At 66.7% G+C, this 21030-nt stretch carries 16 protein-coding genes and 1 pseudogene; 9 read left to right on the forward strand and 8 right to left on the reverse strand.

All coding sequences use genetic code 11. The features are described 5' to 3' along the window. Window positions 1-1018 precede the first annotated feature (1018 nt). From CDV49_RS19115 to CDV49_RS19125, 3 genes are read left to right on the forward strand one after another with little or no spacing between them, the layout of a single operon-like run. Entirely contained in the window at window positions 1019-4339 is a 3321-nt protein-coding gene (locus tag CDV49_RS19115; protein WP_088216924.1) for a transglutaminase family protein, read from the forward strand. A gap of 1 nt (window position 4340) precedes the next feature. After that, window positions 4341-6749, forward strand: coding sequence for a circularly permuted type 2 ATP-grasp protein (locus CDV49_RS19120; protein WP_088216897.1), 2409 nt, complete (start codon window positions 4341-4343; stop codon window positions 6747-6749). Window positions 6750-6761: 12 nt separating this feature from the next. Beyond that, window positions 6762-7640, forward strand: coding sequence for a transglutaminase family protein (locus CDV49_RS19125; RefSeq protein WP_088216898.1), 879 nt, complete (start codon window positions 6762-6764; stop codon window positions 7638-7640). 241 nt (window positions 7641-7881) lie between these two features. On the opposite strand, the gene CDV49_RS19130 is transcribed toward CDV49_RS19125, so the two are convergent. The 8 genes and pseudogenes from CDV49_RS19130 to fabA form a co-directional block, all read right to left on the reverse strand. Further along, window positions 7882-8460 (reverse strand): hypothetical protein, encoded by a 579-nt coding sequence (locus tag CDV49_RS19130; RefSeq protein WP_088216899.1) that lies wholly within the window; start codon window positions 8458-8460, stop codon window positions 7882-7884. A 60-nt stretch (window positions 8461-8520) separates the two neighbouring features. Continuing rightward, entirely contained in the window at window positions 8521-9225 is a 705-nt protein-coding gene (locus CDV49_RS19135; RefSeq protein ID WP_088216900.1) for an alpha/beta fold hydrolase, read from the reverse strand. 146 nt (window positions 9226-9371) lie between these two features. Continuing rightward, window positions 9372-10160, reverse strand: a pseudogene (gene pcaD / locus CDV49_RS19140) (3-oxoadipate enol-lactonase); the annotation flags it as partial. Next, the gene (locus CDV49_RS19145) at window positions 10160-11137 is read right to left on the reverse strand and encodes a threonine ammonia-lyase (protein ID WP_088216902.1); all 978 of its coding nucleotides are present in this window, start codon (window positions 11135-11137) and stop codon (window positions 10160-10162) included. The pseudogene pcaD and the gene CDV49_RS19145, both read right to left, overlap by 1 nt. Continuing rightward, the gene (locus tag CDV49_RS19150; RefSeq protein ID WP_088216903.1) at window positions 11134-11955 is read right to left on the reverse strand and encodes an alpha/beta fold hydrolase; all 822 of its coding nucleotides are present in this window, start codon (window positions 11953-11955) and stop codon (window positions 11134-11136) included. Before CDV49_RS19150 ends, CDV49_RS19145 begins: the two co-directional genes overlap by 4 nt. Window positions 11956-12035: 80 nt before the next feature. Beyond that, window positions 12036-12824, reverse strand: coding sequence for an enoyl-ACP reductase FabI (locus tag CDV49_RS19155; protein ID WP_088216904.1), 789 nt, complete (start codon window positions 12822-12824; stop codon window positions 12036-12038). Between the two features lie 3 nt (window positions 12825-12827). Further along, complete coding sequence (fabB, locus tag CDV49_RS19160; protein ID WP_088216905.1) at window positions 12828-14057, reverse strand: beta-ketoacyl-ACP synthase I; 1230 nt, start codon at window positions 14055-14057, stop codon at window positions 12828-12830. 19 nt (window positions 14058-14076) lie between these two features. Then, complete coding sequence (gene fabA / locus CDV49_RS19165; RefSeq protein WP_035743613.1) at window positions 14077-14583, reverse strand: bifunctional 3-hydroxydecanoyl-ACP dehydratase/trans-2-decenoyl-ACP isomerase; 507 nt, start codon at window positions 14581-14583, stop codon at window positions 14077-14079. A gap of 168 nt (window positions 14584-14751) precedes the next feature. Here fabA and irr point away from each other — a divergent pair, with 168 nt between their 5' ends. The 6 genes from irr to lnt all read left to right on the forward strand — a co-directional run bounded on the left by irr (window position 14752) and on the right by lnt (window position 21000). Further along, window positions 14752-15189, forward strand: a complete 438-nt coding sequence (irr, locus tag CDV49_RS19170) for a Fur family transcriptional regulator Irr (protein WP_373447820.1) — start codon at window positions 14752-14754, stop codon at window positions 15187-15189. A gap of 361 nt (window positions 15190-15550) precedes the next feature. After that, the gene (miaB, locus tag CDV49_RS19180; RefSeq protein WP_088216906.1) at window positions 15551-16870 is read left to right on the forward strand and encodes a tRNA (N6-isopentenyl adenosine(37)-C2)-methylthiotransferase MiaB; all 1320 of its coding nucleotides are present in this window, start codon (window positions 15551-15553) and stop codon (window positions 16868-16870) included. Between the two features lie 127 nt (window positions 16871-16997). Beyond that, entirely contained in the window at window positions 16998-18005 is a 1008-nt protein-coding gene (locus tag CDV49_RS19185) for a PhoH family protein (protein ID WP_088216907.1), read from the forward strand. Window positions 18006-18047: 42 nt separating this feature from the next. Further along, on the forward strand, window positions 18048-18551 hold the full coding sequence (gene ybeY / locus CDV49_RS19190; protein ID WP_088216908.1) for an rRNA maturation RNase YbeY: 504 nt from the start codon (window positions 18048-18050) through the stop codon (window positions 18549-18551). A 36-nt stretch (window positions 18552-18587) separates the two neighbouring features. Continuing rightward, window positions 18588-19469, forward strand: a complete 882-nt coding sequence (locus CDV49_RS19195) for a transporter associated domain-containing protein (protein ID WP_088216909.1) — start codon at window positions 18588-18590, stop codon at window positions 19467-19469. A gap of 1 nt (window position 19470) precedes the next feature. Beyond that, window positions 19471-21000 carry an apolipoprotein N-acyltransferase gene (lnt, locus tag CDV49_RS19200; protein ID WP_306424959.1) on the forward strand — a complete coding sequence of 510 codons (1530 nt, stop codon included), beginning with the start codon at window positions 19471-19473 and terminating at the stop codon, window positions 20998-21000. Window positions 21001-21030: the final 30 nt, after the last annotated feature.

The raw sequence follows: 21030 nt of genomic DNA on the forward strand, positions 1-21030 counted from the left end.
CCTTAGCAGGCTGCTGAAGAAGTTCTCCAGTCTCATGCCTATGCTCTGGAGTTCGGGAAGTCTTATCCAGAATGTGTAGATTTCCGGCTGGATTTCCTAAGGTTGCGAGCGATTGCCGCTCCGGTTCAGCAGCCCGCTAAAACACTGGTTGCTTGTGTTTCGGGGTGAAAGCACCCGACAGTACGCGGTTGATCGGGAAACGCTCTCCGCCACAAGCTGGATGCAAGAGGCAGGCTCGCAACGCGGGCGCCGAGTTTTGTCAACATGGCCGTGCTCGCCCCAGAGGTGTCGGTAGCGACATGGGACTACGCATCGCTCCTGCTGGAGACGGTGGGGCAGGGAAGCCGCGCGCATGGCGCGAGGATCGCTCTGCATCCCCGGCTTCTTCAGCGGACCTGTGCCTTGCACTTGCGTTTTTCGAGAGATTTTATGGGTTGCCCTTCATGGCTCCGTCGCCCCCACCAACGCCTTGGCAAGAGAGCCTTGGCAGGTCGCGAAAAAAGACTTTCGGCTCCGCGTTGGAGCGGAGATCGTTCGCAGTCTGGTGAAGTTCAGCCGGAAATCTACACATTTCGGGTCATTCCCGGGTTGAGTTCCAGAGCATGGAAACGACACGTCTGAACTTTTTCAGCAGCCTGCCAAGGGCTTCGCTCTGCCATCTCTGCGCAATGCGCGACTTGTCCTGCTTGCCCGCTCGGGTTTCACATACGTTGCAGCCGGTGCGTGTTGACCGCGGAGCGCGACGGCGGGCTTCGCACGCCAGACCCCGGCCCGCTCCCGCTCTCTGAAAGACTGTTGAGCGTCGGGGGCCTGCAATTCCATGACCATCGGTGGCTTAGCGCGCCGCTTTTGGGGGGGGCGCCGGGATATATTCGCCCAAGGGAGTGGCGGTCGCCGCCGTCTCTGCACGTTCCGCGGGCAGCTTGGCGGGGCTGGCCGCAACAGGCTGGAACGACCCGGAAAAGTGTGAAACGGTTTCCCCGACATGACGGCGAAGCCGCGGGACGGGGGCAAGACCATGGCAATCAAGGCGGCGATCTATCACCTCACCCATTACCGCTATGACAGGCCGGTGATTCTCGGACCGCAGGTGATCCGCCTGCGTCCCGCTCCGCACAGCCGCACGCGGGTCATATCCCACTCTCTGAGGGTGTCGCCCGACCGACATTTCGTGAACTACCAGCAGGACCCCTACGGCAACTGGCTCGCCCGCTACGTCTTTCCCGAGCCGGTGACCGAGCTGAAGATAGAGGTCGATCTGGTCGCGGACATGACGGTCTATAACCCGTTCGACTTCTTTGTCGAGGAAAGCGCGGAATCCTGGCCTTTCGACTACCCGGAGGATGTGCAGGCCGATCTGTCGATCTATCGCGCGCCGGAACCTGTCGGGCCGCTGCTTGCCGCGTTTCTGGCGGGCGTGCCGCGGGAACGGCAGCGGACGGTGGATTTCATCGTCGGTCTCAACGCCCGCGTCGCGCGTGAGGTGGGCTATGTCATCCGCATGGAGCCGGGCGTCCAGACGCCGGAGGAAACCTTTGCCAGCGGTCTCGGATCGTGCCGCGACTCCTCATGGTTGCTGGTGCAGGCGCTGCGGAATCTGGGCTTCGCGGCGCGGTTCGTCTCGGGCTATCTGATCCAGTTGAAACCGGACCTGAAGGCACTGGACGGCCCCTCCGGCACGGAAGTCGATTTCACCGATCTGCATGCGTGGTGCGAGGTATATCTGCCCGGCGCGGGTTGGATCGGGCTGGATCCGACCTCCGGCCTGCTGACGGGGGAGAGCCATATCCCGCTCGCCGCCACGCCGCATTTCCGCAATGCCGCGCCGATCTCCGGTCTGGCCTCCTATGCGGAGGTTGATTTCAACTTCGACATGCGCGTGACCCGCGTGGCGGAGCATCCCCGCATCACGAAGCCCTTCTCGGAAGAGGCATGGAGCGCGCTGAACGACCTTGGCCGCAAGGTCGATGCCTCGCTTGCCGCGGGGGATGTGCGTCTGACGATGGGGGGTGAACCGACCTTCGTCTCCATCGACGATTTCGAGAGCGCGGAGTGGAATACCGCCGCCGTCGGTCCGACGAAGCGGGTGCTGGCCGACAGGCTCATCCGCCGCTTGCGTAACCGCTTCGCGCCGAACGGATTTCTGCACTACGGGCAGGGCAAGTGGTATCCCGGCGAGACGCTGCCGCGGTGGACCTTCTCGCTCTACTGGCGGAAGGATGGCAGGCCGCTCTGGGGCGATGGCGCGCTGATCGCGCCCGAAGGGGAGCAGACGGGGGCCACGCCGGAGCAGGCAGAAGAGTTCCTTAAAGTCATGGCGACCGAACTCGGCGTGCCTTCGGACAATGTGATGCCCGCCTATGAAGACCCCGCCGAATGGATGGTGCGGGAGGCACGCCTGCCGGAGAACGTCACCCCGCAGAACTCCATGATCAAGGACCCGGAGGAGCGCCACCGTATCGCCAGGGTTTTCGACCGGGGCCTGACGACACCCTCGGGCTATGTGCTGCCGATCCAGAGCTGGCAGGCGCGGGCCGGGCGGCGCTGGTTCTCGGAGAAGTGGCGGACGCGGCGGGGTAATCTGTTCCTCGTCCCAGGGGACAGCGCCGTGGGCTACCGCCTGCCGCTCGGCTCGCTGCCCTATGTCTCGCCCTCGCAGTTCCCCTATGTGAACCCCGCCGATCCGACGATCCCGCGCGACCCCCTCCCGGTTACCGATGCGGTGGACCGCGCCCGGCGCCAGCAGCCTGTGATGCGTTTCACCGGCACGCCGCGGGAGAATGTCGTTCCGCCCGCACCCTCGGGGGAGGTGGGGGGTGTCGTGCGGACCGCCCTTTCTGTTGAGCCGCGGGACGGACGGCTTTGCGTGTTCATGCCGCCGACGGAGCGGGTGGAGGACTACCTCGATCTGCTGGCGGCGGCAGAGGCGACGGCGGCCCGCATGGGGCTGCCCATCCATATCGAGGGCTACACCCCCCCGCAGGACAGCCGCCTGAACGTCATCCGCGTCGCACCTGATCCCGGCGTGATCGAGGTGAACATCCACCCCGCCGCGAGCTGGGAGGACTGTGTGGCCATTACCGAGGGCGTCTATGAGGAGGCGCGTCAGACGCGTCTGGGCGCCGACAAGTTCATGATCGACGGCAAGCATACCGGCACAGGCGGGGGCAATCACGTGGTGGTCGGCGGGGCGACGACGCTCGACAGCCCATTCCTGCGCCGCCCCGATGTGCTGCGCTCGATCATCCTGCACTGGCAGCGGCACCCCTCCATCTCCTATCTGTTCTCCGGCCTGTTCATCGGGCCGACCTCACAAGCCCCGCGGATCGATGAGGCGCGGCACGATGCGCTTTATGAACTGGAGATCGCGCTTGCCCAGATGCCACCTCCCGGGCAGGGAGAGGCGCCGATGCCATGGCTGGTGGACAGGCTGCTGCGCAACCTTCTGGTCGATGTCACCGGCAACACCCACCGGGCGGAGATCTGCATCGACAAGCTCTATTCCCCCGACGGGCCGACGGGGCGTCTGGGGCTGGTGGAGTTCCGCGGCTTCGAGATGCCGCCCGATCCGCGCATGTCGCTGGCCCAGCAACTGCTCATCCGCGCGCTCATCGCCCGGCTGTGGCATTCGCCGGTCACGGGCGAGCTGGTGCGGTGGGGCACCACGCTGCATGACCGCTTCATGCTGCCGCATTTCGTCTGGGAGGATTTTCTGGACGTGCTCCGCGACCTTGACCGGCATGGCTTCCCCATGCGGTCGGAATGGTTCGAGGCGCAGCAGGAGTTCCGGTTCCCCTTCGCGGGAGAGGTGGAATACGAGGGCGTTCACCTCGAACTCCGGCAGGCGCTGGAGCCGTGGCACGTTCTGGGTGAAACCGGGGCCATCGGCGGCACCGTCCGCTATACCGACAGTTCGGTGGAACGGATGCAGGTGAAGCTGACGACCTCCGATCCGGGGCGTTACGTGGTGGCCTGCAACAGGCGCCGCGTGCCGCTGACACCCGTCGGGACCAGCGGCGTTGCCGTTGGCGGGGTCCGGTTCAAGGCGTGGCAACCTGCAGCGGCGCTGCATCCGGTGCTGCCGGTCAATGCGCCGCTCACGCTCGACATCTTCGACACATGGACGGGGCGGGCGCTGGGCGGGTGCACCTATCATGTGGCGCATCCCGGCGGGCGGAACTACGATACCTTCCCCGTCAACGGCAACGAGGCCGAGGCCCGCCGTCTCGCGCGGTTCGAGCCGCGGGGCCACACTCCGGGCCTTTACATGCCGCCTGCCGAAGCGCCCAACCGGGAGTATCCGATGACGCTCGACCTGCGGAGGGCGCCGGGGCTTTAGGATGGGAAGCCGAAGCGTCCCTGTCGCGAAAGATGCGCTAGCCCGGCTTCTTGCCGGCTATCGGCCGAAGGCCGGCGTTCCCGACGAGCTGCTCGATGCCGGGGGCCGGGTGCGTCCGGTCTGGCGCCCCTTCATGGAGCGTCTCTCCCTCATGACGGAGGAGGAGATCCGTGCGCGGGGCGCGCGGGCGGATCAGTATCTCCGCGATGCGGGCGTGTTCCATCGGCAGTACGGCACGGCCGATGCGGCCGACCGCGACTGGCCGCTCAGCCCCGTGCCGCTGCTGCTACCCGAGAGCGAATGGCGCACCCTGTCGGCGGGTCTGATCCAGCGGGCGAACCTGCTGGAAGCGCTGGTGGCCGATCTCTACGGTCCCAACCGTCTGGTGCGGGAGGGGCACCTGCCGGCGGAGCTGGTGGCGGCCAACCCGGAGTGGCTCCGCCCGCTGGTCGGCGTCACGCCGAAATCGGGAGATTTCCTGCATTTCCTTGCCTTCGACCTCGGACGCGGCCCGAATGGCGACTGGTGGGTGCTGAGCGACCGGGCGCAGGCGCCCTCCGGCGCGGGCTTCGCGCTGGAGAACCGGATCGCCACGGGACGCGCCTTCCCGGATGCGATCGCGGAGCAGAATGTCCACCGGCTCGCCGGGTTCTTCCGCGCCTTCCGCGACCGCCTGATGGATCTGCGGGGCGGGGAGGAGGAACGCATCGGCATCCTGACCCCCGGCCCGATGAGCGAGACCTATTTCGAACATGCCTTCATCGCCCGCTATCTCGGTTTCAGCCTGCTGGAGGGTGATGACCTGACGGTGCGGGACGGCGCGCTCCTGATCCGCACGGTGGCGGGGCTGCGCCCGATCAGCGTCCTCTGGCGGCGGATGGACGCGGCATGGACCGACCCGATGGAACTGAACGAGGCGTCCCGTCTGGGTACGCCGGGGCTGATCGGCGCCATCCGCGCGGGCAACCTCGCGATGGTGAACGCTCTCGGGTCAGGGGTCGTGGAGATGCGGGCGCTCCTCGCCTTCCTGCCGCGCATTGCCGAGGCGATGACCGGTGCGCCGCTCCTGTTGCCGAACATCGCCACGTGGTGGTGCGGGCAGGCGGCGGAGCGGGATCACGTCCGGCGCCACGCGGACGAGATGACGATCTCCCCCGCGCTCTCCAACCGGCTGTTCTTCGATCTGGAAGCGGAGGCCGCCGTCGCTGGCCGGTTCCGGGGGACGCCGCCCGAGCCGTCGCTCGACGACTGGATCATGGCGGGCGGCGGCGATCTGGTGGGGCAGGAGGCCGTGCACCTTTCCACCATGCCCGCGCTGGTGGAGGGGCGGCTGGTGCCCCGGCCCTACAGCCTCCGCGTCTATCTGGCGCGGACGGCGGAGGGCTGGACGGTCATGCCCGGCGGCTTTGCCCGGATCGGCACGTCGGAGGATCCGACGGCCGTCGCGCTCCGTCAGGGGGCCTCCGTCGCGGATGTCTGGGTGGTGGCCGATGCGCCGGTCGAAGCCGATACCATGATCCAGCGGCCGAGCGTGGCTGAATTTCGGCGGCAGGCTCCACTGCTTCCCGCGCGTGCGGCGGACAATCTCTACTGGCTGGGCCGCTATGTTGAGCGTGCGGAAACGACGGTCCGTTTGCTGCGCGCCTGGCACGCCCGCGTGGCCGAGACGGGGGAGGAGGACGCGCCGCTGCAGGCGCTGATCGGCGACTGTCTTGAGGATCGCGGTGCAAAGCCGGGCGCGGGCGTGCCCGCCGGACTTCGCGACATGCTCCGCGGGGCGCTGACGGCGGCGAGCCATGTGCGCGACCGGTTCTCCGTCGATGGCTGGATGGCGCTGACCGATCTGGACGGCACTGCGGGGCGGCTGGCAGGCGTGCTGAAACCCGGCGATGACGGCGCGCGCGGGATGAGCGTCTTGCTCCGCAAGATCACCGGCTTCTCCGGGCTGGTGCATGAGAACATGTATCATACGATGGGCTGGCGCTTCCTCTCCACCGGACGAGCGCTGGAGCGTGCGCTGGGAACCGCGCGGCTGCTCGCCGTTCTGGCGGATGAGACGGCGCCCGAAGGCGCGCTCGATGTCGCAGTGGAGGTCGGTGACAGCGTGATGACCCACCGCAGTCGCTTCGCCGCAGAGGCAAACCGGGCAACCGTCATCGACCTGCTGGCGCTGGACCGTCTGAACCCCCGCGCGGTGCTTTATCAGCTCGACCTGATACAGGAGCGTATGGGCGTGCTTTGGCGGGGGCAGGGCAATGCGCCGATGGGCGAGGTGGAGCGGGCGGTTCTGCGCCTGCGCACCCGCGTCGCCACCGCGACGCCGGAGGAACTGACCGGCCCCGCGCTTGATGTCGTGGCGGAGGGTCTGGGGGAAATTTCCGTTCTCATCGGGCGGAAATGGTTGATCTGAGCAGGGGGCCGCATGCGCTATGAGCTGAAGATGAGCCTCGACTATGTCTATGAGGGCGGGGCAGAGGCCGGGCGGCACCTGCTCCGCATCGTTCCGCTTCAGCTTGCCGGGGAGCAGCGCGTGGAGGAAAGCCGCGTGTCGGTCGATCCTCAACCGGCGGAATGGCATGAGCGGACGGATTTCTTCGGCAACAGGGTGATCGAACTGGCCTTCGACGGGTTGGTGGAGGAGACATGCTTCCGTCTCGATGCGCGGGTGGAGCGGCTGCCGCAGGGCGCCGTGCTCGACGTTTCGCCGCGGCTTGCGGATATCGCGCGGGAGGTGGTGGAGCATCGCGATCTGGGGCCGGACTCCCCGCATCATTTTCTGGGCCCCTCGGCCCGTGTTCCCCGCGCTGCCGCGCTTGCCGACTATGGGCGCGCATTGCCCTTGCCTGATCCGACGGCATGGGAAGCGGTGATGGCCCTGGGGCGCGCGATCCACCGCGACATGATCTATGATCCAGAGGCGACGGAGGTGGACACCCCTGTGCTGGAGGCATTCGCCGCACGCCGCGGCGTGTGTCAGGACTTTGCCCATGCGATGATAGGCGCGCTCCGCGGGATCGGAATTCCGGCGGGCTATGTCTCGGGTTTCCTGCGCACCGAACCGCCGCCCGGTGCCCCCCGGCTTGAGGGGGCGGATGCCATGCATGCCTGGGTGCGGGCCTGGTGCGGGCACGAGATGGGCTGGCGCGACTACGATCCCACCAATGCGATGGTGGTGGGCGAGGACCATATCGTCATCGCGCGGGGGCGCGATTATGCCGATGTCTCCCCCGTTCGCGGCGCGCTCCGTACAGCGGGTGGCCAGAGTTCGGGACAGGCGGTGGATGTCATCCCGCTCCGCTGATCCCATTTTGGTGCGACTGGGAGGCACAGCCGGTCGGATGCGCACCCCTGTTATCGACAACGCAAAACGGCGAAGGAAAAACGGTGACGCTGCCCGCATTCTGCCGCATCACCAGATGGCGTCGGACAGCCCTGGCATCCCGTCACCCAGAGTCGGGTCGCCCTTACGGTCGAGCCGCGCCGCTTTTCGGAAACAATTCCCGAGGATGTCTTTTGGGGCCTGTCCCGCCTGTGAACCGTCTTCAGAAACGCCGCCAGAGCGACAGCTCCACGTAGTTGCCCTGTTTGCCATGACCGGCGGAAATGCGGCTTTCAGACGCGAGCGGCAGCGGTATGCCCGTCGCATGCAGGCCGAAGCGGCTTCCCTGCCATGTGTCCGAAACTTCCGGCCCGAACCATGGCCCGCTCCCGCCCAGCCTGAAGCCGGTTGCGGCGCGGAGGTTGCGATCCGTGTCCTTCACCCATTGCCCGCGGAAGCTGGTCATCCAATCCCAGTTGTCCCACCAAAAATCCAGCGCGCCGAGCGGGTTCGCATCATCCTGCTGTTCCACTCCGGCCAGGGCCGTGAGATAGGCGCCATGCCCGACGAAACGCCAGCCCCCCGCAATGGCGAAGCGCGTGCCGCCGTCGTCCGGGCGACCGATTTCGACCGTCCAAACCGGGCCGGAGCTGTCCAGACCATTGAACGTTCCCATCAGTCCCACACCGCCATAGGTGCTTCCCGCCGACCGTTCCGCGGAAAGATAGGCGAGCGAACGGGGCTCCGCCGCGACGTTTGCCGCAGGCAGGAGGGCGAGGATGAGGAGGGACAGAAATCGCATCTCAGAGGGTAAACCCCATGCGGCAAGGGATTGCAACCGCCGGATTATATCGACTTGTCTCTACATCTCGTAGCAGAGCAGCTCCGCGAGGGCGTGGGGTTTCGACAGAAACGGCGAGTGGGAGGTCGCCAGCCGCATGACCACGGTCTCCGACCAGTCGTGCACCATCGCCGCCTGAAACGTGGGCGGTATAGCGCGATCTTCGGTGCAGAGGATATACCGGCGCGGCAGCGCAGTCGCGGCATCCGTATCCGGTATCGGCGTTTCCTGCGGGGCGACAGGCTCCGGGCAGAGCCGCGCAGCCGCATCGGCGGCGATCTCCGGCGCGCAGTCGTGATAGAAAAGCGGTCCGGCCATCTCGGTGCGAAAGGTAAAGGCTGCGCCATCCTCCGCCATGACATAGCTGCCCCGAAGCGGCTGGTCCGGCCACGCCTTGCGCATATCCCGAAGCGATCGTCCCGGTGCGGGCACATAGGCCGCGACATAGACAAGCTGCTCGATCCTGTCCGGCACAAGCGCCGCCGCCGCAGTGATCGGAAAGCCCGCGAAGGAATGCCCCACCAGAACGGAGGGCCGCTCCATCGCTCGAGCCACCCGTTCGGCGAAGCCCGCGAGCGTCGCCTCCCGCGCGGGGGTGTGGTCCTCTCCGCGGCAGGGAAGGTCGATGGCCTGCGTCTCATGGCCCCGACGGCGGAGCGCCGCTTCCACCGCCCGCCAGCACCATGCGCCATGGCAGGCGCCGTGGACCAGCACGAACCGCGTCATCCCTCGCGATGGCCTTGCGGACCGTTCTTGCCGCGCCCATCCTCGTGGTCGTGGTCGTGGTCGTGGTCGTGGTCGTGGTCGTGGTCGTGGTCGTGGTCGTGGTCGTGGTGGCTGTGAGCCCGGATCTGCGGTTCGCGCGGGCCTGCATGAGCAATGCGCGCGGCAAAGGTCGCGATCAGCGCGGCATATGCGGCGGGGCGGTCCACAGGTGGCAGGTGCCCTGCGTCCCTGATGAGCGCGAAGTCGGAACCGCGCACCAGATCGGCGGTTTCCCGAACCAGATCGGGCGGCGTGGAGCCGTCCTCCGTCCCTGCCACGGCAAGGGTTGGCAGGGTGAGCGAGGCCGTCGTCGTGTAGAAATCGGCACCCGCCAATGCCGCACAGCAGCCGAGATAGCCCTCCACCGGCGTGGCCAGCAGGTTGGCACGCCACGGCAGGTCCAGCCCCTCCTCCCGGAAGGCACGGGAGAACCAGCGTGCCATCGTCTCATCGGCCAGCGCCGAAAGACCGGATCGGCGGACCGTCTCCATCCGCCGCTCCCACACGTTCGGACCTCCGATCCGTGCGGCTGTATTGGAGAGGATCAGCCCGCGCACCAGATCGAACCGCTTCACCGCCAGCCCCTGCGCCACCATTCCGCCGATGGACAGGCCGAGGAAGATGGCGTCGTGCAGGCCCAGCCCATCCATCAAGCCCTCCGCATCGCGGACGAGCGCGCCCATCCCATAGGGAGCAGGCGGCACGGAGGACCGGCCATGCCCCCGCAGGTCATAGCGAATGATCCGCAACTCGGGCGGCAGAAGCGGCACCACGGCATCCCAGATCGTGTGGTCGAGACCGAGCGCATGGGCAAGGACAAGCGGCGCCCCCTCCGGCGCGCCATCCTCACGCCAGTAGAGCGTGGCGCCGCCCGCATCTATCAGCCCATCGCGCATCAGACCGCCTTGGCAAGGGCGCGGCTGAACATCGTGGCATCGGTGTTTCCGCCGGAGGCGACGACGATCACGGTATCGCCCTCGATCTCATCCGTCCGGTAGAGCGCTGCCGCAAGCGATGCCGCGCCGCCCGGCTCCAGAACGAGCTTCAGACGGATGAAGGCTTCGGCCATGGCGGAGAGGGCCTCCTCGTCCGACACGACCAGCCCCGGTCCGCAGAGCCGCTTGATGACCGGGAACGTGTTCTGTCCCAGTTCCGGTGACAGTATGGCGTCGCAGATGGAGCCGGTGAGCTTCAGGTTGCGCTCCCGCTTGCCGGAGGCGACGGAGCGGGCGGCATCGTCGAAGCCCTCCGGCTCTGCCGTCCGCACCCGCAGGCCCGGCGCCTTCGCCTCCAGCGCCAGGGCGATGCCGCTCGTCAGCCCGCCGCCGGAGCAGTTGACGATCACATCCGCGGTGGTCAGGCCGAGCTCCGCCACCTGTTCCGCGATCTCCAGCCCCACGGTGCCCTGACCGGCGATCACCTGCGGATCATCGAACGGATGCACGAGGGTGAGGTTCCGGGCGGTCGAGATCTCCAGCCCGATCTCCTCGCGGCTGCGGTTGCCGCCGCGATCATAGAGCACGACCTCCGCCCCGTAGGCGCGCGTATTGGCGATCTTCAGGGCAGGGGCGTCGGCGGGCATGATGATGACCGCCGGAACCCCATGCATTGCCGCCGCCGCCGCAACCCCTTGGGCGTGGTTGCCGGAGGAAAAGGCCAGAACCCCACTCGCGCGCTGGACCTCCGGCAGCGCGGAGATAGCCGACCAGGCCCCGCGGAACTTGAACGACCCCGTGTGCTGAAGGCATTCCGCCTTCACCAGCACCCGCCGCCCCGCGATCTCGTCGATGAACGGGGAGGAGAGGAGGGGCGTGCGCCGGACTTCGGCCGGGAAGCGGGAGCGGGCGGCTTCGATGAGGGAGAGGGAGGTCATTGGCATGCTTTCAGGAAGGCTCGGACGATGGCGAGAGAGACGGGTTCGTCAAGGAAGGGCACATGGGCCCGGTCGGGAACCTCGCCGAACAGAATGTCGGGGCGGCGGGCCCGCATGTCCTCCGCCATCTTCGGCGTGAGGAGATCGGAATTGGCCGCGCGGATCAAAGCGACCGGCAGGCCCGCCAAAGCGTCGAACAGCGGCCACAGATCAGGCGGCGGCCCCTGGAAGGCGGCGAGGAACGCGTCGCGAAGCGCGGGGTCGTAGTTGATCTCCAGCCCCGAGGGCGTTTCGATGTAGTGATGGCGGACCTCCTCCTCCCAGCGGTGGGCGGGGACATCGGCAAAGCCCGTCATGACGAAGGGCATGGCCTCTGCGGCCTCTGCATAGGTCTTCCACCTCGGATTGCGGCCGATGTAGGCAAAGATGGCGTCCAGCCCCGGTTTCGCGATTTCCGGCCCCACATCGACGAGGCACAGGCCCCGGAGCCGCGCCTTCTGCGTCGCAGCAAGAAACAGCCCGTTCAACCCGCCGCGAGAGGTGCCGATGAGCGCCGCGCTGTCGATGCCCAGATGGTCGAGCAGTTCCACCGCATCGCGGGATTCGCGTGGAACGGTGTAGGTCTTTTCGCCCGTCCATGCGGATTTCCCGCGCCCGCGGTAATCGGGCCGGATCAGGCGGACATCGGGCAGATGCGGCGCGAGATAGTCGAAATCCCGCCCCGTGCGCGACAGGCCCGACAGGCAGAGGACCGGAAGCCCGGAGCCTTCATCGGTGTAGTGGATTTCCGCGCCGTCCGAGGCCTTGAATGTCGTCATGCCGCTTCTCCCCATGATGCGGGGAGGAGACTGGCACAGCGGCGGGCGGGACGGAAGGGGCGCCGCGCTGCGGCCCCCTGTCAGAGGTTTTCCGGCTGAGGCATGCCTATGGCATGGAAGCCGCCATCGACGCGAATGATCTCGCCCGAGGTGCAGGCGCCATAATCGGAGAGCAGATAGACCGCCGTGCCGCCGATCGCCTCAAGCGTGGCATTGGCGCGGAGCGGGGCGTTCTCCTCCGTGAAGCGGTAGGTCTTGCGCGCGCCGCCAATGGCCGCGCCGGCCAGCGTCCGCATCGGCCCGGGAGAGATCGCATTCACCCGGATGCCCTGCGGACCAAGGTCGTTCGCCAGATAGAGGACAGAGCTTTCCAGCGCCGCCTTGGCCACGCCCATCACGTTGTAATAGGGCGTGACGCGGGTCGAGCCCTGATAGGTCAGCGTGATGAGCGACCCGCCCTCCGGCATCAGCGCCGCGGCGCGGCGGGCCACGTCGATGAAGCTGAAGCAGGAGATGGACAGCGATGTCTTGAAGTTCTCGCGGCTTGTGTTGATGAACCGGCCGGTCAGCTCCTTCTTGTCCGAATAGGCGATGGCGTGGACAAGAAAGTCGATCTGCCCCCATTCCGCCTGAAGCCGGGTGAAGCAGGCGTCGAGCGAAGCATCGTCCTGCACATCCACGTCGATCAGGAATTCGGAGTTCAGCGAGGCGGCCAGCGGCTCGACCCGTTTGCCGAATGCCTCGCCCTGGTAGGAAAACGCCAGCTCGGCGCCTTCTGCATGAAGCGCCTTGGCAATGCCCCAGGCGATGGAGTGGTCGTTCGCGACACCCATCACCAGTCCGCGTTTGCCCGTCATCAATCCGGCCATGGTTTACCCCAGGTACTTGCTCATGACGAGCGTGGCATTGGTGCCGCCGAAGCCGAAGCTGTTGGACAGCACGCTGTCGAGCGCGACGTTCTCGCGCCCTGTCGTCGCGATCTCACCCGCATGGATGGCGGGGTCGAGGTTTTCGACGTTGGCGGAGCCGGCGATGAAGCTGCCGTTCAGCATGAGCAGCGAATAGATCGCCTCATGCGCCCCCGTCGCGCCTTGGCTGTGACCGGCAAGCGACTTGGTGGAGGAGATCGGCGGCACCTTGCCTTCCCCGAACACGCGGCGGACGGCCTGCACCTCCGTCACGTCGCCGACGGGGGTCGAGGTGCCATGGGCGTTGATGTAGTCGATGCTGCGCCCTTCCGGCAGGGTGGCGAGCGCCTGGCGCATGGCCCGCTCACCGCCTTCGCCGGAGGGGGCCACCATGTCGTAGCCGTCCGATGTCGCGCCATAGCCCGTGACTTCGGCGTAGATCTTCGCGCCGCGGGCCAGCGCGTGGCCCAGTTCCTCCAACACGACGACCCCCGCGCCGCCCGCGATGACGAAACCGTCACGGGCCGCGTCGAACGGGCGTGATGCGCGTTCCGGCGTGTCGTTGTATTTCGACGACATCGCCCCCATCGCGTCGAACAGGCAGGACAGCGTCCAGTGGACCTCCTCGCCGCCGCCGGCGAAGATCACGTCCTGCTTGCCCATCTGGATCTGCTCCACCCCGTTGCCGATGCAATGGGCGGAGGTCGAGCAGGCGGAGGTGATGGAATAATTCACGCCCTTGATCTTGAAGGGCGTGGCCAGCGTGGCGGAGTTGGTGGAGGACATGCAGCGCGTGACCATGAACGGCCCCATGCGCTTCGGCCCGCCCTTTTCGATCACCGTCTGGAAGGCGGTGAGAAAGTTCGACGTGGACGATCCGCCCGACCCCATGATGAGGCCGGTGCGCTCGTTCGACACCTCGTTCTCCGGCAGGCCCGAATCCTTCACCGCCTGTTCCATGGCGAGGAAGTTGTAGGCCGCGCCTGCGCCCATGAAGCGCAGGTTCCGCTTGTCGATGTGGTCTTCCAGCACGATCTGCGGCATGCCGTGGACGTGGCACCGGAAGCCGCGTTCGGCATATTCCGGTGCAAAGACGATGCCCGAGCGCCCGGCCCGGAGGGAGGCTTCGACCTCACCGGCATTGTTGCCGAGCGGTGAGACGATGCCCAGTCCCGTGATGACGACCCGGCGCATGGCTGGTCCTCCCCCTGTATCAGTCGGTGAAGAGTCCGACCTTCATGTCGGTAGTGTTGTAGATTTCCTTGCCGTCCGCCAGCATCCGGCCATTGGCCATGCCGAGCTTCAGCTTGCGGTCGATAACGCGGGTGAAATCAACGAGATAGGTCAGCTTCCGGGTGGCGGGCGTCACCATGTCGGTGAACTTTACCTCTCCAACACCCAGCGCGCGACCGCGACCGGGCATCCCGCGCCAGCCAAGGTTGAAGCCCGTGAGCTGCCACAGCGCGTCGAGGCCGAGGCATCCCGGCATCACCGGATCGCCGACGAAATGGCATTTGAAGAACCAAAGGTCGGGGTGAATGTCGTATTCCGCCACCACGTGACCCTTGCCGTGCAGCCCGCCATCGGCCGAAATATCGGTGATGCGGTCCATCATCAGCATGGGAGGTTCGGGAAGCTGGGCATTGCCCTGTCCGAACAGCTCCCCTCGTGCGCAGAGAAGAAGACCTTCCTTGTCGAAGCTCGTCGGGTAGTCCGGCATGGGGTGCAGGCGTCCTTTGTCCTTGATCTGGGCTGCCTCCCTCTATCACCGCGCCTGCCGCCAAAGCAAGTCCACGCCCCGGCTTCCGCAGCCGGAGACCTTGTTGCATTGGGATTTGGGTTTGCAAAAGTGTCGCACGGGGCTTAGATGAAGGGCAGGAGAAGCCTTATGTCAGCCAGCCAGAACATGTCAGCCGACGCAATTGACCGGGGGAGCCGCTGGCTCGCGGTGGGGAGCGTGCGGCCCACGCGGCAGCGTGTCGCGCTTGCCGCCCTGCTGGTCGGAGACGGCAAGAACCGGCATGTCACCGCTGAAAGCCTGTATGCCGCCGCGCTCGACAGCGGGGAGAAGGTATCCCTCGCCACCGTGTACAACACGCTCCGCGCGTTCTGCGAGGCGGGGATCATGCAGGAAGTGCTGGTGGACGGGAACAAGTCCTATTTCGACACCCGCATCGACGATCACCCGCATTTCTACTGGGAAGACACCGCATCCCTGTCCGACGCTCCCGCCGATCAGCTTGAGATCGCCCGCATTCCCGAAGTGCCGGAGGGCATGGAGGTGAGCCGCGTGGATGTCGTGATCCGTCTCCGTCGTCGGGACTGACTTCATTTTCGGGTGTCATGGTCGGCGGAAGCGCCGCTGACTGTGATGGACGGGTTGGCGATGGACGGCTTCTCATGTCAGGGCGCGATGAGGCTGCGCCAAACCATTTCCGGCTATGCGGCTTGACGCTTCGGTCGGCAGACAGCCTCACAGCCTCACAGCCTCACAGCCTCACAGCCTCACAGCCTCACAGCCTCACAGCCTCACAGCCTCACAGCCTCACAGCCTCACAGCCTAAAGTGACAGCCGGCTGCTTCCGGAAGGGGCACCGTTGCAGGTGCCGCCTCACCCCTCTGTTGCGATTTCGGGCGTTCCGGTGTAGCAGACGCCCTTCCTCACCGTTCGCCCCGGAGTAGCTCTCATGGCCACGCCCAAGAAGCTCTACATCAAGACCTACGGCTGCCAGATGAATGTCTATGACAGCGAACGCATGGCGGAGGCGCTGGGGGCGAAGGGGTATGTCACCACGGAAGTGGCGGAGGAGGCGGACATGGTTCTGCTGAACACCTGCCATATCCGGGAGAAGGCGGCGGAGAAGGTGTATTCGGACCTTGGCCGTCTGAAGCCGCTGAAACTCGCGAAGCCCGACCTGAAGATCGGTGTCGCGGGCTGCGTCGCGCAGGCGGAGGGCGAGGAGATCATGCGGCGGATGCCGCTGGTCGATCTGGTGGTCGGGCCGCAGACCTATCACCGTCTGCCCGCCATGATGGAGAAGGTGGAGCAGGGCGCCCGCGCCGTGGATACCGAATTCCCGGAGGAGGACAAGTTCGCGCATCTGCCCAGGCGCCCCCTCCCGAACCGCCCGCCCGCGGCGTTCCTGACGGTGCAGGAGGGCTGCGACAAGTTCTGCGCCTTCTGCGTCGTGCCCTATACCCGTGGCTCCGAAGTCTCCCGCCCAGCGGAGCGCATCCTGCGGGAGGCCCGCGATCTGGTGGAGCGCGGCGTGCGGGAGATCACGCTGCTCGGCCAGAACGTCAACGCCTATCACGGCGGGGGGGAGGGCGGGGACTGGTCGCTCGCCCGGCTGGTGCGTGCACTGGCGGAGATCGACGGGCTGGAGCGGATCCGCTACACCACCTCCCACCCCAACGACATGTCCGACGACCTCATTGCCGCGCATGGCGAGGTCGAGAAGCTCATGCCCTATCTCCACCTGCCGGTGCAGTCTGGCTCCGACCGGATCCTCAAGGCGATGAACCGGCGGCACACCGCCGAGGGATACCTGCGGCTGATCGACCGCATCCGCGCCGCCCGCCCCGACATGATGATGTCGGGCGATTTCATCGTGGGCTTCCCCGGTGAAACGGAGGCCGATTTCGAGGCCACGATGGAGCTGGTGCGGCAGGTGAACTACGGCATGGCATTCTCGTTCAAGTATTCCTCCCGTCCCGGCACGCCTGCCGCGGATCGTCCGCCCGTGGCTGCCGATGTCTCCGACGACCGGCTCCAGCGGCTTCAGGCCTTGCTGACCACGCAGCAGAGGGCGGCGCAGCTGGCCATGGTGGGCCGCGAGGTGAGCGTGCTTTTCGAGAAGAAGGGCCGCATGCCGGGGCAGATGGTCGGCAAGTCGGACTATCTTCACGCCGTCCACGCCGTGACGGACGCCGCCCCGGGAACGCTGGCCCGGGTGCGGATCGTGGCGGCCGGACCGAACTCCCTCGCCGGTGAACTTGTCGCCTGATTGCGATGCTTGCGGGAACCATGCCGCAGTGCATGGCGTTTTTTCGCTGCGGGAGCCAAAGCGCGCTTGCGTGAAGCCGGGCGTCTTGGCACCATCCCCTTGCGACCCTTTGCCATAGGAGTCCTTATTGGGCATCAGCGCGCTGACACCCCCGCCCCGCCCGGAAGACGTTTCGGAAACGCTTCTGGAATTTCCCGATAACAGGCTGCTCATCGACCTGTGCGGAGAGTTCGACAGGAACATCGCGCGGATCGAGCAGAAGATCGGGGTGCACATCCTCCGACGGGGGAACCAGCTCGCAGTGATGGGGGGAGCAGGCGCGCGGGATGCCGCGTCGGCCGCGCTCCGCGCCCTCTATGCGCGGCTGGAATCCGGCAAGCCGCTGGAGCCCGGTGACGTGGACGCCGTGATTCGCATGGGCGATCAGACCTTCGCGCGGGGCGGCGACGCCCAGTTCGAGATGTTCCACGGCACGCCGATGGAGATCCGCACCCGCAAGAAGCACGTGGAGCCGCGGACCGAAGCCCAGAAGGCCTATGTCGAGAACCTGTTCAAGAACGAGCTGTGCTTCGGCATCGGTCCGGCGGGGACGGGCAAGACCTATCTCGCCGTGGCGGTGGGCGTGACCATGTTCATCGGCGGGCATGTGGACAAGATCATCCTCTCCCGTCCCGCCGTTGAGGCGGGCGAGCGTCTGGGGTTCCTGCCCGGCGACATGAAGGAGAAGGTCGACCCCTACATGCAGCCGCTCTACGACGCGCTGAACGACTTCCTGCCTGCCAAGCAGGTGCAGAAGATGCTGGAGGAGAAGCGGATCGAGATCGCGCCGCTGGCCTTCATGCGCGGGCGGACGCTGGCCAACGCTTTCGTCGTGCTGGACGAGGCGCAGAACGCCACGACCATGCAGATGAAGATGTTCCTCACCCGTCTGGGCGAGGGCTCCCGCATGGTCATTACCGGCGACAGGACGCAGGTGGACCTGCCGCGCGGCACCGCCTCCGGTCTGTCGGATGCGGAGCGGATTCTCGCGGGGGTGAAGGGCGTGTCCTTCAACTACTTCACCGCGCAGGATGTCATCCGCCATCCGCTTGTCGCCCGTATCATCGAGGCGTATGAGCGGTCCGAGGCGGGCTGACCCGTCCGGGCGGGCGGCGCCCTTCTGTCCGCACGGGTGCGCATGGCGCTTGTCGATACGATCATCGAGGATGATCGCTGGGAGGAGATCGACCTCCCTGCGATCTCCGAAACTGCGGCCGAAAGGGTGCTGGCCCTGCTGGATCTCGGCGGGGAGGGGTTTCTCATCAGCGTCCTCGGCTGCGACGATGCGCGGATCGCGGTGCTCAACGCTGATTTCCGCGGCAAGCCACAGCCCACCAATGTGCTCTCCTGGCCCTCCGAGGAGAGGGGCGCGGAGGAAGATGGCGGCGCGCCCGACCGGCCGGAACCCGGCGATGCGGATGGCCCGGAGGAGCTGGGCGATATCGCCATCGCCTGGGAAACCTGCGGTCGCGAAGCGGCGGAACAGGGCATACCGCTCAAGGATCACGTGACGCATCTGGTCATTCATGGTATTTTGCACCTGCTTGGATATGACCATGTGAGGGAGGCCGATGCCTCCCTGATGGAAGGACTTGAGGTCAGGATACTTGCCACGATGGGCATATCTGACCCATATGCTTGATCGGGGGCACAGGCCCTCGCAATCTGGAAAGGAACAATGGGCGATTCCGTCGATGGGTCTTCTAGCGCGGCGCACCGCGCGCAGGACTCCGAAGAGAATTCACAGCGCGGCTTTTTCGGCCGCATCCTGAATGCTCTCTCAAACGATGCCGAGGACGCGGCGCGCAACTCTGCCGGAGCAGGTGTGGCGCGGTCGGGCTTCGGCGGACTCAGCAAACTCAGGACCATGCGCCTGTCGGATGTGATGGTGCCTGCGGCAGAGATCGTCGCGGTCGATGTGGACATCGACAAGGACGCTCTGGTCGAGGTGTTCCGGGAACATGGCTTCTCGCGCATGCCGGTTTACGAGCAGACGCTGGACAGGCCGATGGGCCTTTTGCTGCTGAAGGACTTGGCGCTCCGCTACGGGTTCAACGGTCATACCGGGCCGTTCGACCTCCGCCCGCTTCTCCGCCCGCTGATCTATGCGCCGCCTTCCATGCCGCTTTCGGTCCTCTTGCAGAAGATGCAGGCGGAGCGGACGCATCTTGCGCTGGTGATCGACGAATACGGCGGCGTGGACGGGCTGGTGACTTTCGAGGATGTGCTGGAGGAAGTCGTCGGCGAGATCGACGATGAGCACGACATCGTCGAGGGTCGGCTGTGGTTGCAGGAGCGTCCCGGCGTCTGGATCGTGGAAGCCCGCGCCCCGCTGGAGGCCTTCGAGGAAGCCATTGGCATGCAGCTTGCCGATACGGAGGATGAGGAGATCGACACGGTCGGCGGCCTCGTCTTCATGCTGTCGGGCCGTGTTCCCGCAGAGGGCGAGGAGATCGAGCATGAAAGCGGTGCGGTGTTCGAGGTGATCGACGCCGAACCGCGCCGGATCAAGCGGCTTCGCCTGCGTCTGCCCGCCGCGGCGGCGGCTGCGGCCGGATAGCATGACCGAAGGCCGGGCGGCGCTGGCTGGTCATCCGGCCCGAGGGCTCATGCTTCGGCCCGCCCTGCGCGGGGCGCTTCCCGCATTGCTGGCCGGTGCCTTGATGGCATCGGGCCAGGCGCCGCTTGGCCTGTGGTGGGTGGCCCTGCCGGCGCTGTGGTGGCTGATGGCGCAGATCTCGGGGGGCGAGAGCCTCCGCACCGTTCTGTGGCGGGGCTGGATGGGCGGCACGGGCTATTTCGCCGCGGCGCTTTTCTGGATCGTCGAACCCTTCATGGTGGATGCCGCGCGGCAGGGCTGGATGGCCCCGTTCGCGCTGGTGTTTCTGGCCACCGGCATGGCGCTGTTCTGGGCGCTGGCAGCAGGGGTCGGCTGGGGACTTGGCCGGGGCCGGTCGCGGCCGGTCGCGCTCGCCGTGAGCTTCGCAGCGGTCGAGCTGATGCGCGGCTATGTGCTGACCGGCTTCCCCTGGGCGCTGATCGGGCACGTCTGGATCGACACGCCGGTGGTGCAGGCGGCGGCCTATGTCGGGCCGGTGGGTCTGACCCTTCTCACGACCCTTCTCGCCGCGCTGCCGCTTGTGCTGCGTCTGCCGGGCGCGGTGGTAGGCGCGGTCGTGATCGGGCTGCTGTGGGCGGGTGGCCTTGCACGGCTGGCGGAGCCGCTCCCGCCGCGGGCGGCGCCGATCCATGTCCGTCTTGTCCAGCCCAATATTCCGCAGCATCTGAAATGGGATCCGACGCTGATCGGTCCGCAGTTCCGCCAGCAGCTCGAACAGACGGCGACGCCCGCCGATCCTCCACCGGACCTCACGATCTGGCCGGAGACGGCGCTGGTCTGGCTGCTGGAGGATGCCGCCGAGCCTCTGGCGATGATCGCGGAGGCCTCCGGGGGCCGTCCCGTCGCACTCGGCGTGCAGCGCGGGGATGGCGGGCGCTACTACAACTCTCTCGCGGTTCTGGATCGAGCGGGACAGGTTACCGGGCTTTACGACAAGCACCACCTCGTCCCGTTCGGCGAGTATATCCCCTTCGGCGACATCGCGGCGCGGTTCGGGATCCACGGTCTCGCCGCACGGGAGGGGGGCGGATATTCGCCGGGACCGGGGCCGGCCATCCTCGACCTTGGCCCGCTGGGAAAGGTGCTGCCGCTCATCTGTTACGAGGCGGTGTTTCCGCAGGACCTTCGCGGCGCGCCCGACCGGGCGGACTGGATCCTGCAGGTCACGAACGACGCGTGGTTCGGCAACCTCTCCGGCCCCTATCAGCATCTGGCGCAGGCGCGGCTCCGCGCGGTGGAGCAGGGCCTGCCGCTGATCCGCGCCGCGAATACCGGCGTGTCGGCCATCGTCGACGCGAGGGGGGCGATCGTTTCTGCCCTGCCGCTGAACGTGGAGGGCACGCTGGACGGCAGCGTTCCCGCGGCCCTGCCGCCCACACCCTATGCGCGTATGGGCGATCTGCCCATGGCGGGCCTCATTCTTGTGGCTGGAGCGGGCCTGCTTTTGTTGCGGCGCAGAGAAAGAGATTGAACTCCGCCGCCGCCGCCGCTACGGCTTGGC

The organism is Haematobacter genomosp. 1 (assembly GCF_002196855.1).
GTDB lineage: Bacteria > Pseudomonadota > Alphaproteobacteria > Rhodobacterales > Rhodobacteraceae > Haematobacter.

What these genes read in the sequence shown, in the direction of transcription:
- CDV49_RS19115 (WP_088216924.1), top strand. Translation starts at nt 1,019, where the DNA reads ATGGCAATCAAGGCGGCGATCTATCACCTCACCCATTACCGCTATGAC.
- CDV49_RS19120 (WP_088216897.1), top strand. Translation starts at nt 4,341, where the DNA reads ATGGGAAGCCGAAGCGTCCCTGTCGCGAAAGATGCGCTAGCCCGGCTT.
- CDV49_RS19125 (WP_088216898.1), top strand. Translation starts at nt 6,762, where the DNA reads ATGCGCTATGAGCTGAAGATGAGCCTCGACTATGTCTATGAGGGCGGG.
- CDV49_RS19130 (WP_088216899.1), bottom strand. Translation starts at nt 8,460, where the DNA reads ATGCGATTTCTGTCCCTCCTCATCCTCGCCCTCCTGCCTGCGGCAAAC.
- CDV49_RS19135 (WP_088216900.1), bottom strand. Translation starts at nt 9,225, where the DNA reads ATGACGCGGTTCGTGCTGGTCCACGGCGCCTGCCATGGCGCATGGTGC.
- CDV49_RS19145 (WP_088216902.1), bottom strand. Translation starts at nt 11,137, where the DNA reads ATGACCTCCCTCTCCCTCATCGAAGCCGCCCGCTCCCGCTTCCCGGCC.
- CDV49_RS19150 (WP_088216903.1), bottom strand. Translation starts at nt 11,955, where the DNA reads ATGACGACATTCAAGGCCTCGGACGGCGCGGAAATCCACTACACCGAT.
- CDV49_RS19155 (WP_088216904.1), bottom strand. Translation starts at nt 12,824, where the DNA reads ATGGCCGGATTGATGACGGGCAAACGCGGACTGGTGATGGGTGTCGCG.
- fabB (WP_088216905.1), bottom strand. Translation starts at nt 14,057, where the DNA reads ATGCGCCGGGTCGTCATCACGGGACTGGGCATCGTCTCACCGCTCGGC.
- fabA (WP_035743613.1), bottom strand. Translation starts at nt 14,583, where the DNA reads ATGCCGGACTACCCGACGAGCTTCGACAAGGAAGGTCTTCTTCTCTGC.
- irr (WP_373447820.1), top strand. Translation starts at nt 14,752, where the DNA reads ATGTCAGCCAGCCAGAACATGTCAGCCGACGCAATTGACCGGGGGAGC.
- miaB (WP_088216906.1), top strand. Translation starts at nt 15,551, where the DNA reads ATGGCCACGCCCAAGAAGCTCTACATCAAGACCTACGGCTGCCAGATG.
- ybeY (WP_088216908.1), top strand. Translation starts at nt 18,048, where the DNA reads ATGGCGCTTGTCGATACGATCATCGAGGATGATCGCTGGGAGGAGATC.
- CDV49_RS19195 (WP_088216909.1), top strand. Translation starts at nt 18,588, where the DNA reads ATGGGCGATTCCGTCGATGGGTCTTCTAGCGCGGCGCACCGCGCGCAG.
- lnt (WP_306424959.1), top strand. Translation starts at nt 19,471, where the DNA reads ATGACCGAAGGCCGGGCGGCGCTGGCTGGTCATCCGGCCCGAGGGCTC.